The following is a 14,552-nucleotide window of genomic DNA, read 5'->3' as shown; positions in this document are numbered from 1 at the left end:
GGTACAGTCCCATCACATGACCGCGCGGCTAGCCGACATCGCAGCCCAGGCGGGGGTCAGCGAAGCCACAGTCAGCCGCGTGCTCAACGGCAAGCCCGGTGTGGCCGCGGCCACCCGCCAGTCCGTGCTGGCCGCCCTCGACGTGCTCGGCTACGAGCGCCCCGTACGGCTGCGGCAGCGCAGCGCCGGTCTGGTCGGGCTGATAACCCCCGAGCTGGACAACCCCATCTTCCCGGCCCTGGCCCAGGTCATCGGCCAGGCCCTGACCCGCCAGGGCTACACCCCCGTCCTCGCCACCCAGACCCCGGGCGGCTCCACCGAGGACGAACTCACCGAAATGCTCGTCGAGCGGGGCGTCTCCGGCATCATCTTCGTCTCCGGACTGCACGCCGACACCACCGCCGACATGACGCGCTACGACCAGCTCCGCGGCAAGGGCGTCCCGTACGTCCTCATCAACGGCTTCTCGCCCAAGGTGAAGGCGCCGTTCGTCTCCCCCGACGACCGGGCCGCGATGCAGCTCGCCGTCACCCACCTCGCCTCGCTCGGGCACACCCGGATCGGCCTCGCGGTCGGCCCGAAGCGGTTCGTCCCCGTGCTGCGCAAGATCGAGGGCTTCCAGCTCGGCATGCAGGCGCGGCTGGGACTGGCGCCGGAGCAGTGCGAGGAGCTCATCCAGCACTCGCTGTACACCCTGGAGGGCGGCCAGGCCGCCGCGACCGCGCTGATCGACCGGGGCTGTACCGCCATCGTCTGCGCCAGCGACATGATGGCACTGGGTGCCATCCGGGCCGCGCGCCAGAAGGGCCTGCACGTCCCGAGGGACGTCTCCGTGGTCGGGTTCGACGACTCCCCGCTCATAGCCTTCACGGACCCGCCGCTGACCACCATCCGCCAGCCCGTCCAGGCGATGGGCCAGGCGTCGGTGCGTGCCCTGCTGGAGGAGATCGGCGGCACCCCCGCCCCGCACAGCGAGTTCGTCTTCATGCCCGAGTTGGTCGTTCGCGGTTCAACCGCCTCGGGGCCTCAGGGCCAGCGGTCCTCGGAAAGGCCGTCGTCCGACGGACCGTCCCCCGAAAGGCCATCGTCCGAAAGGCGTAGCGATGGCGTTGAGGACCCGACTGACGGATGATCGACCGAGTAGACCTATCTGGCAGACTCTTGGCCCATGGGTGACACGACTGTGAGGACACTGGAAGGCCGTGAGGCCCCGGCACCACCGGTGGATTCACCCATCGAACAGGGTCCGGCCCGCGTGGCGGACAGCCGGACCGTGTGGCAGCGGATGCGCGCGCCGCGCCGCCCCCGCATCTGGTTCGAGATCCTGCTGATCGCGGTGAGTTACTGGACGTACTCGCTGATCCGCAACGCCGTGCCCGAGCAGAAGGCCGAGGCACTGCGCAACGCCGACTGGATCTGGCGGGCCGAGCAGTCCCTCGGCATCGCCGTCGAGAAGACGGTCAACCACGCCGTGGACTCGGTGACGTGGCTGATCGTGGGCATGAACTACTACTACGCCACGCTCCACTTCATCGTCACGATCGGTGTCCTGGTGTGGCTGTACCGGTGGCATCCCGGCCGGTACGCCGCGACCCGGCTGGTGCTGTTCTCCACCACCGGCATCGCCCTGCTCGGCTACTACCTGTACCCGCTGGCGCCGCCGCGCCTGATGACCTCCGAGAAGTTCATCGACACCGTGCTGGTCCACCAGACCTGGGGCTCGATGGCGTCGGGCGACCTGAAGCACATGTCCAACCAGTACGCCGCGATGCCGTCCATGCACATCGGGTGGTCGCTGTGGTGCGGCCTGACCATATTCGCCCTGGCCAAGGCGCCCTGGGGCAAGATCCTCGGCCTGCTCTACCCGACCTTCACGCTCGTGGTCATCGTCGCCACCGCCAACCACTTCTGGCTGGACGCGGTGGGCGGCATGATCTGCCTGGCCTTCGGCTACACGCTGGCGTACGGCTGGTACGGCAGGATGCCGCACCGGCTGCCGCGGCACGTGGCACCGACACGGGTGCCCGCACCCACCCCGGCTCCGGAACCGGCGCCGGCCCCGGCGGCCCACGCTCACGCCCCGTAGAACAGCTCCTCCACCACGGCCCGCGCCCGGCGGGTCGTACGGCGGTAGTCCTCCACCATCTCGCCGACGTGCCCCGGCCCGTACCCCAGGTACCGGCCGACCGCGGCGAGCTCCCGCGCGTCGGACGGGAAGGTGTCCCCGGCCCGCCCGCGCACCAGCATCACGCCGTTGCGCACGCGCGTGGCCAGCACCCACGCCTCGTCCAGCGTCTGGGCGTCCCGCTCAGCGATCAGGCCCGCGTCGCGGGCGGCGGCCAGCGCCCGGCGGGTCCGCGTCGTGCGCAGCCCCGGTACCGCGTGCCCGTGCCGCATCTGGAGGAGCTGCACCGTCCACTCCACGTCCGACAGGCCGCCGCGCCCCAGCTTGGTGTGCAGGGCGGGGTCGGCGCCGCGCGGCAGCCGTTCCGTCTCCATCCGGGCCTTCAGCCGCCGGATCTCGCGTACGGCGGCGTCGTCCAGGCCCCGCTCGGGGTAGCGCAGCGGGTCGATCAGCGCGATGAAACGGCGGGCGAGGTCCTGGTCACCGGCCATCGGCTCGGCCCGCAGCAGCGCCTGGCTCTCCCAGCCGAGCGACCAGCGGCGGTAGTAGGCCTCGTACGACTTCAGGGTGCGCACCAGGGGGCCGCTCTTGCCCTCGGGGCGCAGATCCGCGTCGATGATCAGCGGCGGGTCGGCCGTCGGCAGTTGCAGCAGCCGCCGCATCTCGGCCACCACCGTGCCGGCCGACCGGGCGGCCTCCTGCTCGTCCACGCCGTCGCGGGGCTCGTGCACGAAGATCACGTCCGCGTCCGACCCGTAGCCCAGCTCGTGCCCGCCGAAGCGGCCCATGCCGATGACGGCGAACCGGGTCGGCAGGGTGTCGCCCCACTGCTCGCGCACGGCGGCCCGCAGCGCGCCCGCGATCGTCGCCGCGTTCAGGTCGGTGACCGCCTGGCCGACGCGGTCGACGAGCGCGCCGGGGTCGGCCTCGGCGGGGCTGTCCTCGGTGCCGTACGAGCCGATGATGTCGGCGGCGGCGGTACGGAACAGCTCCCGGCGCCGTACGCCACGGGCCACGGCGACCGCCAGCTCGGCGTCCTCCGCGCGGCCGACCGCGGCGAGGATCTCCGGCTCCAGGTGGTCGCGGCCGCGCGGCTGGAGGCCCTCGGGGGCGCCCAGGATGGCCACCGCCTCGGGGGCGCGCAGCAGCAGGTCCGGGGCCAGCCGCCCGGCGGACAGCACCCGCGCGAGGTTCTCCGCCGCCGCGCCCTCGTCCCGCAGCAGCCGCAGGTACCAGGGCGTCTTGCCCAGGGCGTCGGACACCTTCCGGAACGCCAGCAGGCCCGCGTCGGGGTCGGCCGAGTCCGCGAACCAGCCCAGCATCACCGGCAGCAGCGTCCGCTGGATCGCCGCCTTCCTGGTGACCCCGGACGACAGCGCCTCCAGGTGCCGCAGCGCGGCCACCGGGTCCGCGTACCCCAGCGCCTCCAGCCGCTGCCCGGCGGCCTTGGCGCTCAGCCGCGTCTCACCGGGCGCGAGCTGCGCGACCGCGTCGAGCAGCGGCCGGTAGAACAGCTTCTCGTGCAGCCGCCGCACCACCGCCGCGTGCCGCTTCCACTCCCGGTTCAGCTCCGCCACCGGGTCGGTCCGCAGCCCGAGTGACCGCCCCAGCCGCCGCAGATCGCCCTCGTTCTCCGGCACCAGGTGTGTCCGCCGAAGCCGGAACAACTGGATGCGGTGCTCCATCGCCCGCAGGAAGCGGTACGCCTCGTCGAGCTGCGCGGCGTCGGCCCGGCCCACGTAGCCCCCGGCCGCGAGCGCCTTCAACGCCTCCAGGGTGCTCCCGCTGTGCAGCGTGGCGTCACTGCGGCCGTGCACCAATTGCAGGAGCTGCACCGCGAATTCCACGTCCCTGAGCCCGCCGGGGCCGAGCTTCAGCTCACGGTCCACGTGCGCGACGGGGATGGTCTCCACCACCCTGCGCCGCATCTTCTGCACGTCGGAGACGAAGTTCTCCCGCTCGGCGGCCTGCCAGACCAGCGGTGACACGGCGTCGATGTACGCGGCGCCCAGCTCGTGGTCCCCGGCCACCGGCCGGGCCTTCAGCAGGGCCTGGAACTCCCACGTCTTGGCCCAGCGCTGGTAGTAGGCGAGGTGGCTCGACAGGGTCCGCACGAGCGGCCCGTTCCTGCCCTCGGGGCGCAGGTTGGCGTCCACGGGCCAGATGGTGCCCTCCACCGTCTGCTCCGAGCAGATGCGCATCAGATGCGAGGCCAGCCGGGTCGCCGCCTGCATCGCCTTGCCCTCGTCGGCCCCGTCGACGGGCTCGCCGACGAAGATGACGTCCACGTCCGAGACGTAGTTCAGCTCGTTGCCCCCGCACTTGCCCATCGCGATCACCGCGAGCCGGCACGCGGCGGCGTCGTCGGGCGCGGCCGCGCGCGCCATGTCGAGGGCCTTGCGGAGGGTGGCCGTGGCGAGGTCGGCCAGCTCGGCGGCGGTCTCGGCGACGTCGGTCGTCCCGCACACATCGCGCGCGGCTATGGCCAGCAGACACCGCCGGTAGGCCACCCGCAGCGAGACGGGGTCGCTCGCCCCGGCCAGCCCCCGCTCGAAGTCGGCGACGCCCGGGTGCAGGTCGGTCGACTCGTACGTGACGAGCGCCTCCCAGTCGCGCGGGTGCCGGGCCAGGTGGTCGCCCAGCGCCTCGGAGGCACCGAGCACGCCGAGCAACCGGTCGCGCAGCGGCTTGGCGCTCAGGACGGTGCCCAGCAACTGCCGGCCCTCATCGCCCTGCGCCTCGGCGAGCCGGACGAGCCCGCGCAGCGCCAGGTCGGGGTCGGCGGTGGCACCGAGCGCGTCGAGCAGCACCGGGTCGCCGTGCACGGCGGACAGCACGGGCAGCTCCAGGAGCCGCTCGGCGGCGGACGGGTCGGTGAAGCCGTGCCGCAGCAGTCGGGTGAAGGTACTGCTCCTGCGCCCCGGCCCGCTCATCCGCGCTCTCCCCTTTCCTTGGGGCTCGGTTCCCCTCCGGGGCGCCTGTCGCGTGCGTCGGCGGGCGATCGTGCTCGGCTGCTCGTCCCTCACAGCCTCCGCGCGTTCTCCCTTTCCACGCCCGCGTGCCCCTTCGGCTCACTCGCCTTCCACGCGTCCGAGCCTATCGGCCCCCGCCGATACCGCCCGGCGGGACCCGGCGCGTCCGGGGCGGCCGCCCACCGAGCCGGCGTGAGGCACCCCACACCGGGGCCTATGAACCGGATGGCGGCAAAGCCGGTCTTCCCTCCCGGTTCGCCCACCCCACCGCGTAACGGAAGCCCGCCCATGCCTCGCCCCGCCCTGTCCTCATTCCGCCGTGGCCTGTTCATGGCCGCGCCGATCGCCGTGCTCGTCGGCATCACGGGCGGGACGCTGGCGCTGACGGCCGGGGCGTCGGACGCGTCCGACGTGCCGAGCCGGGGCGTACCGGAGGCCCAGGCGGTCAAGCCGGTCCGCACCCAGGGCGAATCGGTGCTCCAGATCATGGCCCACCCGGACGACGACCTGTTCTTCATGAACCCGGACACCAGCCAGTCCATCGCCTCCGGCCACAGCCTCACGTCCCTCTACCTCACCGCCGGTGAGTCCGACGGCCGCAACGCCCGCCGCCAGGACCCGCGCCCGCCCGCCGACAAGGCGGCGTACGCGGAGGCCCGGCAGAACGGCATACGCGCCGCGTACGCCGAGATGGCCACCGGCAACCGCACCAGCCCCTGGGACCGCACCTCCATCGCCACGGCCGGCGGCGGCCGGGCCGAGCTGGACGTCCTGCGCGCCAAGCCGCAGATCAGCCTGGTGTGGCTCCAGCTCCGCGAGGCGGGCAGCATCTCCGACGAACGCCCGCACAGCCTGCACGGCCTGTGGGACGCGCGCGTGGAGACCCTGGAGTCGCAGCTCGCGGCCGGTTCCCCGGTGCGCGAGGACTTCTCGTACACCAAGAGCCAGACCATCGAGACGATCAGCGGCGTCCTGACCCGCTTCAAGCCCACCTTCGTCCGGCTCATGGACCCGACGCCGGGCCGCAACGACAAGACCGGGAAGCTCTCCGACCACCAGGACCACATGTACGGCGCCCGGTTCGCGCAGGCGGCGCTCGCCCGGTACGCCGGCTCCCCCGGCCGTCCGCCGTTCGCGGTGCAGAACTACCTCGGGTACTCGACCGGCGGCCTGCCGCACTCCCTCGACCCGAGGACGACCGAGGCGAAGCTGCGCACGCTGAAGACGTACGCGTGGTGGGACCACACGGACTACTGCGAGGACCCGGCCGGCTGCGGCGACCGCAAGGTGGCCGCCCGCCCCGCCGGACACGGCTGGGCGCAGTCGATCCGCTACGCCCGCGGCGGCTCGGCCTCCTGGGTGCGGGAGGGCGCTCGGAAGGGCGAGCTGTACGCGTTCTCGGTGCTGGACGGCCGCCTGGCGGTGTGGCGGAAGACCGGTGGCGCGCAGTGGACGGGCCCGGTTCTCCAGCCGGGCGCGGGGCTGGACGCCGGGGTGACGTCGGTGCGGCTCCCGGACGGCCGGATCGCGGTGTTCGGTACGCGTACCGAACTGGACGGGGAGTACCGCCGCGAGGTGGTGACGGCCGTGCAGTCCGCGCCGGGCGGGGCGTTCGGCGCGTGGCGGTCGCTGGGCACGCCCGAGCGGGACGACGAGTCCGCCACGTCCGACATCAGCCTGCCGGCGGTACTGGTGGACCGGGCGGGCCTGATGACGGTGTACGTGCGCGACGGCGGCCACACGATGCGGGTGAGCGCCCAGCGGGCGGACGGCGGCTGGGGGCCGTGGCGGCCGGCCGGCGGACGGGACCTGCGGGGCGACCCGGTGGCGGCGACGGACGCGACGGGGCGCGGTTATGTGTTCGCGGGGACGCCGACGACGGTTCTGGCGTGGGCCCAGGCGGCGCCGGGCGGGCCGGTGGCCGGTCCGGTGGCGACCGGGCTGCCGGCGACCACGGTGGCGCTCAGCGTGACGCCGGACGGCCCCGACGGCGTACGGCTCTGGTTCCGCAAGCCCGCCTCCGGTGACGTCCGCACGGCCCGATTCGCGGGCGGCGGCCACGCCTCGCCGGTGCGGGACGTGACGGGTGGCATCGCCGGGTACGGCGCGGTGGGCGCGTCGGGCGGCCGGCTGGCCGTGCGCGCGGGCACCGGAGCGGTCGCGACGGCGCCGGTGGGCGGGGCGGCCGGGTGGGAGACCGGGCGGTCACTGTTCGCCGGTGCCCCGGCGGCGACCGGGGCGGGCTTCGCGACGGTGGGCCTGGACGGCCGGCTGAACTGGTCCCCCTGGGAGCGATGAGGCGGCGCGGCGCGCCGAGTCCGGCTTTCATGGACGTACTCACCAGTGGAGGAGAGCTCATGAACTGGACGCTGGAAGTCGTCGTGGTCCCGGTGACCGATCTGGACCGGGCGAAGGACTTCTACGGCACGAAGTGCGGTTTCAAGGTCGACCTGGACACGGAGGTGGCCCCGGGGGTGCGCATCATCCAGCTCACGCCGCCCGGCTCGCGCTGCTCGATCGCCTTGCAGAGCGGCATGCCCCTGGCCCCGGGCGAGAAGTCCATGGCCCCGGGCTCGCTGCACGGCCTCCAGCTCTGCGTGACCGACATCGAGGCGGCGCGGGCGGAGCTGACGTCCCAGGGCGTGGAGGTGAGCCCCGTCCAGCACGTGGGCCCGGGCGGCTGGACGGAGGGCAAGGGCGAGACGTGGAACTCGTTCGTGTTCTTCAAGGACCCGGACGGCAACGGCTGGACGGTCCAGGAGGCGCCGTCCGAACTGTCGGAGCGCTGAGCGCTAGTAGTAGCCCTTCCGCCCGTCGAGCAGCTCCCGTATCGCGTCCAGGTGCCCGGCGTGCCGCGCGGTCTCCTCGACCATGTGGATCAGCATCCACCGCAAGGTGGCCTGGGCGGACCGGAAGTCGGGGTGGCGGCCGACCTCGTCGAACGAGTGGGCCGCGATGATCTCGTTCGACCTGTCGCACTGCCGCTCGTACTCCTCCAGGAGGCGCGCGAGCGGCACGCCGTCGACCTTCATGTCGAGGTCCTCGTCGCTCTCGTCGAACTGCGGGCCCTCGGCGGGACCGCCCAGGAACAGCACCTCGAACCAGCTCTGCTCCACCCACCGCAGGTGTGAGACGACGCCGGCGACGGTCATGTTCGGCGACTGCGGCAGGACCGCCCGGTGCGCGTCCTCCTCGGACAGCCCCTCGCACTTCCACCGGACGATCGAGCGCTGCATGTCGAGCCACCCGACGAGCTGGGTCCGTTCGTCCGCCACGAAAGGAGGGCGTTCACGATGAAGAGTCATGCGCGCGGACGCTAGCGCAGCCCGCCCCGGGCCGCACCGGCTTTTCCCCCGACCCGCCCGGCACGCGCGGGGGCCTCGGGCGCGATGCGGCGGCCACCGGGAGCAGCAGCAGGCCGCAGAGGGCGACCACGAGCCAGCCCGGCCGCGAGGCGTGCGCCAGACCTGCCGGGGCCGCGCCCGCGATCAGGCCGCCGGCGACGGCGATTCCGAGCGCGGCGCCGAACTGGCGGGCCGTGGACGTGATCGCTCCCGCCACGCCGGCCCGGGCGGGCGGCAGCCCGTTCACCGCGGTGTTGGTGATCGGAGCGTTGGCGAAGCCGAACCCGATGCCGATGAGCGCGTACGCCGCCAGGAGCAGGGGCACGCTCGTGTCCTGGTCCAGCCCGACCAGGCAGAGCCCGCCGGCGGCGATGAACCCGCCGGCCAGGAGGAGCGGCGTACGCGGCCCGGCACGACCGACGAGACGGCCGGACCAGGGCGCGCAGAGCATCGCGCCGACCGCCATGGGCAGTGTCGCCAGCCCGGCGGCCAGGGGCGTCCAGCCCCGGCCGTCCTGCAAGTACAGGGTGGTGAGCAGCAGCGTCATGTTGAGGGCGACGAACACCACCACCGCCCCCAGCACTGCCCCGGCGAAGGCCGGACGCCGGTAGAGCGCCAGGTCCATCAGCGGCTCGCGGCGGCGGGACTCCACCCGCACGAACGCGGCCGCCGCGACGGCGAGCAGGGCGTATGCGCCCAGTGCGAGGGGCGAGGTCCAGCCGATGCGCGGCCCCTCGATGAGTACGCCGACCGCCGTGCCGATGACCACGGTCAGGAGGGCCTGGCCGGGCAGGTCGAGGCGGCGCGGCCGCTCGGCGCGGGACTCGGGCACGAACACGGCGGTGAGGACGAGGGCGGCGGCGATGACCGGCGCGTTGATCCAGAACAGCGACCGCCAGCCGAGGCCCGCGACGAGGGCGCCGCCGGCGACGGGGCCGACGGCCATGCTGAGCCCGAAGACCGACGCCCACACGCCGATCGCCCTCGCCCGCTCCCTGGCGTCCGGCATGGCGTTCACCACGATCGCGAGCGCCACCGGACTGAGCATCGAGGCACCGGCGCCCTGAACGGCCCGAGCCGCGACGAGCACGCCCACCGAAGGCGCGACGGCACAGGCCAGCGAGGCCGCCCCGAAGACGGCCAGCCCGGCCTGGAACACCCGTCGGCGCCCGAACCGGTCCGCCAGCGCACCGGAGGAGATCAGCAGCCCGGCCAGGACGACGGTGTACGCGTCCACCGTCCATTCGAGCCCCCGGGTCCCGATGCCCAGGGCCCGCCCGATCTCCGGCAGACCGACATTGACGATGGTGGTGTCCAGCCCCACCAGGAACATGCTGAGACAGCAGACGGCCAGCACCGTCCACCGCCTCCGCACACTCAACACGGGCTGCGGCTCAGGAAGATGAAGCGCCACGGTCACGGATCTGCCCCTCGGGTCCGGGAAGGCTGCCGACCCGCCCATGCTGGGCGGACACGGGGGCAGCGGCCCAACGATGTTGCGGAAACCGCAACATGGCGTTCCCTGTCCCGAGGCAAGGCCTTGGCAGACCCCGATCAGCACCGTGATGCTGCGTCTTCGTGGTGCGATGGTCACTCAGCCAGCGGCTCGGCCTCGTGTGCGGCGGCGATCTTGTCGATGCGCTGCGCGAGGTCGAAGTCCGCGAACGTCAATTTGTGTCCGGCGTCGTGCGTAGTGACGGTGAATCGCACGTGATCCCAGCGCAGGTCGATGTCCGCATGGTGACTGATCAGCCGCTCGACGTCGGCGACATGCACGATCAACGCCACGCCGCCGTGGTACCTGATGCGATAGGCCGCTGTGATCGAATCGCCGACCCTTCGCCAGTTCGGGACGTTTTCCAGGTATGCCGCGATCTCCACCTCACCGAGTACTGCGGTAGTTGCCTCGGTCTCGGCCACGTCATCCCCTCTCAGCCACTGGCTCCAGGACGTCGGCAAGATCCCGGCCGACCGAGGCATCGTGCCATGGACGCATCGCTCGCTCCAGGGTGGCCAACTCACGCGCCATCCTCGCGGAGCGGGTCTCAGTGGCGATCTGGACCACCGTCCGGGCGATCTCCAGAGCCTGCTCGGGCTCACTCGCGCCGGCGGCCGCTGTGGCGTACCGCGCCATGTAGACGCCCCGATCCCGGCGGGCAGTCTCCGGGACCTTGGCGAGGACCTGTGGCCACAGGCTGACCGCCTCGCTGCCGAGGCCCAGTCGGCCGTAACAGGTCGCCCTCTGCACCTCCAGGTAGCCAGGGGTCCTCCTGCACGCGTTGCCCCACGGCAGGTCATCGTCGACACGGGAAACCAGGCCACCAGCTTGGTCGAGGAGCCGATCGACGGCCGTGCGGTCACCGGTGAGACTCGCACCATGGGCCTGCTGCTGCATGGCCATGATCCTCACCTTCGGGACCAGCCGGTCGGCGTCGTCGAGCGCGGCCTCGCAGAGGTCGATGACGGCGGCACCATCCCCCAGGTCAGTACGGACCTGGGCTTGGTTGACGAGGCTGTAACCGATCAAGTGCGGGTCACGCGACCGCATCGCGATCTCCTGGGTGATTCCACGCCAGAACGCGGCGCCGTCGAGATCGCCGGCGTCCTGGTACAGCCAGCCGACGAGAGCGGCGTAGGCAGCGCCAACACGCAACAGGCTCTGCCGGGTCTTTCCTTGAGCAGACCTGATGAGTTTGTCGATGAGCTGGTACTGGGCTGACACCGTTCCGATCAGGTCGTGTGGGCCGAGGAACATGTCGGCCCGGTAGTGCCCCTCCAACTGCTGCTGGAAGTAGTCGACGAGGGCAGGGTCGACATGCTGTCGGGCAGTGGGTCCGGGCACGAGTGCGGCTGCTGTGACGGAGACGAAGGTACGACGATTCACGTCGGTCTCCTCGTGGTGCTCCGGCCGGAGCCATCCGCGCGGCGTGGTGAATCCCAGATCTTCAGGCCATTGGCCGAGCGCGTCATGAAGCACGATCGCGGTCTCCTCCGGAGGCCATCCAGGCCGAGCCCCTTCCCAGCGCCGCCAGGTCCGCGGCGACACCGCGAAGTGTCGGTCTCCGAGCAACCGCTGACCGTGGTCCGTCAGCGCCATCGCGGCCTGCTCCATAGTCCGCCAGCCCTTTCGCAGCCGCGCGGCCCGCAGTGCGTCATTGCGTCCCATGCCGAGAGTCTGATGCGTCATCAAGTGACTTGTCCCCCATGGCCGCCAGGTGGCCGTCGATGGCCCTGCGATGGCCTGTCGCCCACTTCCTGTGCGGCTCATCATCGAGGTGTTGCTGACGGGGCGCACAACAGTTGGACGTGATGCCCCTCGATAGACGTAGATCGGGGAGCGGCCCGTGATGACGATCAAGGTGTATCGCGTGAACCAGGACGGCACCCAACGCACGATCCGTGAAAAGCGGGAAGTAACGCCCGCTGACCATATCCCGACCAGCACCGCGTATCCGGTGTGCACGTGCCCCCGCTGCCGTGCGGTGGCGCCTCGATGACAGAACGCTGCTCCGGATGCCAGTCCACCGACCAGCTACGAGTCGTCGCCGTCCGGGAGGGCAAGGACGTCCTCGCCTGCCCTGTGCACGCGGCGCTCCTGGCCGCACCCCTGGATGACGTCCTGTCCGCCCTGGCCTGGTACCAGAGCCGCCGCAAGGCGCAACCCTGTTGAGCCCCGCCACACCATGAAGCCCCTACCGAGGAGGTACGGATGAGCAGCACCATGGCCGACGGAGGCAAGCACGGCGGTGAGCCGTCCGACAAGCCCTGGACGCCGCCGCCCACTCCGCCCTCCCCCGACGGCTCCGGCCCCAGCAAGACCACCGACGGGAGCTGATGTGGCGACCGCCCAAGCGGACGGCGGGCACGCCGCGCTCGTAGAGACGCTCTACGAGCGCGGCCTGCTCGACAAGACATGGCGAGCCGTCTGGCACGCCGTCGCCCGCGAACCCTTCATCCCACGCCAGGCATGGCGCCAGACGCCCACCACGTGCGAGCCGCTGACCACCGAGGCCGACCGCCTCGCCCTCATCCACTCCGACGAACCGGTCGTCATCCAGCTCGACGACGGCAAGCCGGACGGTCCCGGCATCGCCACTTCCTCCAACAGCCAGCCGAGCATGGTCGCCAGGATGCTGCGGCTCCTGCTCGTCGAGGACGGCCACCGTGTACTGGAGATCGGCACCGCCTCCGGGTACGTCGCCGCGCTTCTCTGCCGTCGCCTCGGTGACCACCTCGTGTACAGCGTCGAGATCGACCCCGGCCTCGCCCACCACGCGGCCGCCGTCCTCCGCGCCGCCGGGTACGAACCGCACCTGCTGTGCACGGACGGCGAGTCGGGCTGGCCCGAACAGGCGCCGTTCGACCGCGTCATCGCCACCTGCGCGCTCCGGACGATCCCCCACCGGCTGGTGCGGCAGCTCACCCCAGGAGGCGTCCTCGTCGCCCCCTTGGACCGCGACTTCTGGAGCGGCGCCATCGTCCAGCTCACCGCCGACGGCAAGGGGGCTGCCTCAGGACGCTTCCAGAGCGGCGCCTCGTACATGCCCATGCGGTCCCACCGGCCACCCCAGCCCGCTCCGGTCGACGAAGAGACGTGTCGATCGGTGAAGGCTGCCGTCAACCCGCGTGACCTGCTCTCCCTCGGCTTCGCCCTGTACGCCGGCACACGCCTCCCCGGCGTACGCGTGGTCCACGCCGACCGGGACGGTGACGCCGCCCAAGTGTGGTTGCAGGACTACGACGGCTGCGCCGCCACCGTCGCCACCGGCGAGGACGCGTACGAGTACGGAGCCCGCAACCTGTGGCAGGAGGTCGAGCGCGTGCATCAGGAATACGTCGACCTCGGATCACCCGAGGCCAGGGACTTGGGGCTGACCGTGACCGCGCGCGGTCAGCAGGTGTGGCTGCGTGATCCGGATCGGGTCATCGACCCCGCGCCCCGCCTCCCTGACGCGCGCCATCGGTCCCGTGGTGCTGCACTGGAGGAGTAGGGACCACAGCGGAGGTGCTCATGACCGGCCGCGTCGGCAAGACCCGGAACATCTTCCTCGTGTGGCTCGTCTGGCCACTGATCACCCTCGGGATCTATCACCTGGTTTGGTACTACAAGGTGAACCGCGAGGCACGTGACTTCGACGAACGCATCGACGTCCGGCCGGGGATGGCGGTGGTGGCCATCGCGCTGGGCTGGATCCTGATCGTGCCGCCGTTCATCTCGGTGTTCAACACCGGTCAGCGCATCGCGCGCATGCAGCGGGCGGCCGGATTGCAGCCGACCTGCAATCCGTGGATCGGTCTGATCCTGATGTTCATCCTCAGCCTCTACCCGCTGTACTACCAGCACGAGACGAACCAGATCTGGGCCCACTACGGCCACGTGGAGGAAGGCGAACAGGTCCCCGTGGCCGCCTGAGGCACCATGAACGTCATGGCTGAGAGGAACGGATGGGAGGACGCCTGGCCCTCTCGTTGAGGCGCTTGGCGCGGTGAAGATCCAGCTCCTCAATCTCCTTCCGTAAAGCCTCTTTGTGGTCGAATGACAGATCGGGAGATGCGCGGATCTTCACCAGCTCCGCTCGGTACGTGTCGTACTGCTTCTTCTCTCTCCGATGGTCCAGGCTGTCCACGATATTGGCCACGATGGTGGGCACGAAGAGAATGGCGGCCGGTGCCGCCCAGATGAAAATGCGACCCGGCCATGTGGCGGGCCCCAAGGTCATGCCAATGGTGACCATCAGCATGGCCACACCGGCACTGGAGACCGAGTCCGTGCGCGTGTATTGAGGCTCCTCCTTCCTATTTGCCATTGGACCCTCCGCGCTGCCGGGCCTGGTCCTCGTCGGCAATGCGACGCCACTCGTTGATATTGGCGTTCAATTGCTTTTGCCTGTCCAGTGCACGCCGCGCCAGCTTCAACACAACCGGCACGGCGGCCACAGCCGACGAAACCGCTAATTGAATGACGGGAATTAAGTCCACGACCGCCACCTTACCCAGCAATTCACCGGCACACGCGTGCTTTGGCATACCGACCGCAGCCGGACGGGCCGGGAGCGGTGAGACGCCGCAGGGCCGACGGTCCGCGACCGTCGGCCCTGCCCGGCGCCCCAG

General features: G+C 71.5%; 15 protein-coding genes. 8 read left to right on the top strand and 7 right to left on the bottom strand.

From position 1 onward, the window contains the following. The first annotated feature begins 16 nt into the window (after positions 1–16). A complete protein-coding gene (locus ACZ46W_RS12785) occupies positions 17–1,132 on the top strand; it encodes a LacI family DNA-binding transcriptional regulator (RefSeq protein ID WP_468335699.1) in 1,116 nt (371 codons plus the stop codon). Positions 1,133–1,168: 36 nt separating this feature from the next. Further along, positions 1,169–2,086, top strand: a complete 918-nt coding sequence (locus ACZ46W_RS12780) for a phosphatase PAP2 family protein (RefSeq protein WP_468335696.1) — start codon at positions 1,169–1,171, stop codon at positions 2,084–2,086. Here ACZ46W_RS12780 and ACZ46W_RS12775 read toward each other — a convergent pair. Beyond that, positions 2,074–5,058, bottom strand: a complete 2,985-nt coding sequence (locus ACZ46W_RS12775; protein WP_468335693.1) for a bifunctional [glutamine synthetase] adenylyltransferase/[glutamine synthetase]-adenylyl-L-tyrosine phosphorylase — start codon at positions 5,056–5,058, stop codon at positions 2,074–2,076. The genes ACZ46W_RS12780 and ACZ46W_RS12775 overlap by 13 nt on opposite strands. A gap of 327 nt (positions 5,059–5,385) precedes the next feature. On the opposite strand from ACZ46W_RS12775, the gene ACZ46W_RS12770 reads away from it, so the two are divergent. Together ACZ46W_RS12770 and ACZ46W_RS12765 are read left to right on the top strand one after the other, a co-directional pair. After that, a complete protein-coding gene (locus ACZ46W_RS12770; RefSeq protein WP_468335690.1) occupies positions 5,386–7,395 on the top strand; it encodes a PIG-L family deacetylase in 2,010 nt (669 codons plus the stop codon). 59 nt (positions 7,396–7,454) lie between these two features. Continuing rightward, positions 7,455–7,886, top strand: a complete 432-nt coding sequence (locus tag ACZ46W_RS12765) for a VOC family protein (protein ID WP_468335687.1) — start codon at positions 7,455–7,457, stop codon at positions 7,884–7,886. Positions 7,887–7,889: 3 nt separating this feature from the next. Here ACZ46W_RS12765 and ACZ46W_RS12760 read toward each other — a convergent pair whose 3' ends face one another. The 4 genes from ACZ46W_RS12760 to ACZ46W_RS12745 form a co-directional block, all read right to left on the bottom strand. Then, positions 7,890–8,402 carry a DinB family protein gene (locus ACZ46W_RS12760; RefSeq protein WP_468335684.1) on the bottom strand — a complete coding sequence of 171 codons (513 nt, stop codon included), beginning with the start codon at positions 8,400–8,402 and terminating at the stop codon, positions 7,890–7,892. Next, the gene (locus ACZ46W_RS12755) at positions 8,386–9,903 is read right to left on the bottom strand and encodes an MFS transporter (RefSeq protein ID WP_468335681.1); all 1,518 of its coding nucleotides are present in this window, start codon (positions 9,901–9,903) and stop codon (positions 8,386–8,388) included. Before ACZ46W_RS12755 ends, ACZ46W_RS12760 begins: the two co-directional genes overlap by 17 nt. 128 nt (positions 9,904–10,031) lie before the next feature. Beyond that, positions 10,032–10,361, bottom strand: a complete 330-nt coding sequence (locus tag ACZ46W_RS12750; RefSeq protein WP_468335678.1) for a 4a-hydroxytetrahydrobiopterin dehydratase — start codon at positions 10,359–10,361, stop codon at positions 10,032–10,034. 1 nt (position 10,362) lies between these two features. Then, the gene (locus ACZ46W_RS12745) at positions 10,363–11,607 is read right to left on the bottom strand and encodes a Twin-arginine translocation pathway signal (protein WP_468335675.1); all 1,245 of its coding nucleotides are present in this window, start codon (positions 11,605–11,607) and stop codon (positions 10,363–10,365) included. Positions 11,608–11,934: 327 nt separating this feature from the next. Between ACZ46W_RS12745 and ACZ46W_RS12740 the strand changes: the two genes are divergently transcribed. The 4 genes from ACZ46W_RS12740 to ACZ46W_RS12725 are packed head-to-tail and all read left to right on the top strand — an operon-like array spanning position 11,935 to position 13,854. Beyond that, the gene (locus ACZ46W_RS12740; RefSeq protein WP_468335672.1) at positions 11,935–12,111 is read left to right on the top strand and encodes a hypothetical protein; all 177 of its coding nucleotides are present in this window, start codon (positions 11,935–11,937) and stop codon (positions 12,109–12,111) included. A 39-nt stretch (positions 12,112–12,150) separates the two neighbouring features. Further along, positions 12,151–12,276, top strand: coding sequence for a hypothetical protein (locus ACZ46W_RS12735; protein WP_468335669.1), 126 nt, complete (start codon positions 12,151–12,153; stop codon positions 12,274–12,276). A gap of 1 nt (position 12,277) precedes the next feature. Continuing rightward, positions 12,278–13,432 (top strand): methyltransferase domain-containing protein, encoded by a 1,155-nt coding sequence (locus ACZ46W_RS12730; protein ID WP_468335666.1) that lies wholly within the window; start codon positions 12,278–12,280, stop codon positions 13,430–13,432. 20 nt (positions 13,433–13,452) lie between these two features. Continuing rightward, a complete protein-coding gene (locus ACZ46W_RS12725; RefSeq protein WP_468335663.1) occupies positions 13,453–13,854 on the top strand; it encodes a DUF4234 domain-containing protein in 402 nt (133 codons plus the stop codon). Between the two features lie 13 nt (positions 13,855–13,867). On the opposite strand, the gene ACZ46W_RS12720 is transcribed toward ACZ46W_RS12725, so the two are convergent. After that, positions 13,868–14,188, bottom strand: a complete 321-nt coding sequence (locus ACZ46W_RS12720; protein ID WP_468335660.1) for a hypothetical protein — start codon at positions 14,186–14,188, stop codon at positions 13,868–13,870. 49 nt (positions 14,189–14,237) lie between these two features. Then, positions 14,238–14,420 carry a hypothetical protein gene (locus tag ACZ46W_RS12715; RefSeq protein ID WP_468335657.1) on the bottom strand — a complete coding sequence of 61 codons (183 nt, stop codon included), beginning with the start codon at positions 14,418–14,420 and terminating at the stop codon, positions 14,238–14,240. Between the last annotated feature and the right edge of the window lie 132 nt (positions 14,421–14,552).

This window comes from Streptomyces sp. NPDC031064 (assembly GCF_055570965.1).
Note: the sequence above shows the minus strand (reverse complement) of the source record. Positions and strands in the feature narration are given on the sequence as shown.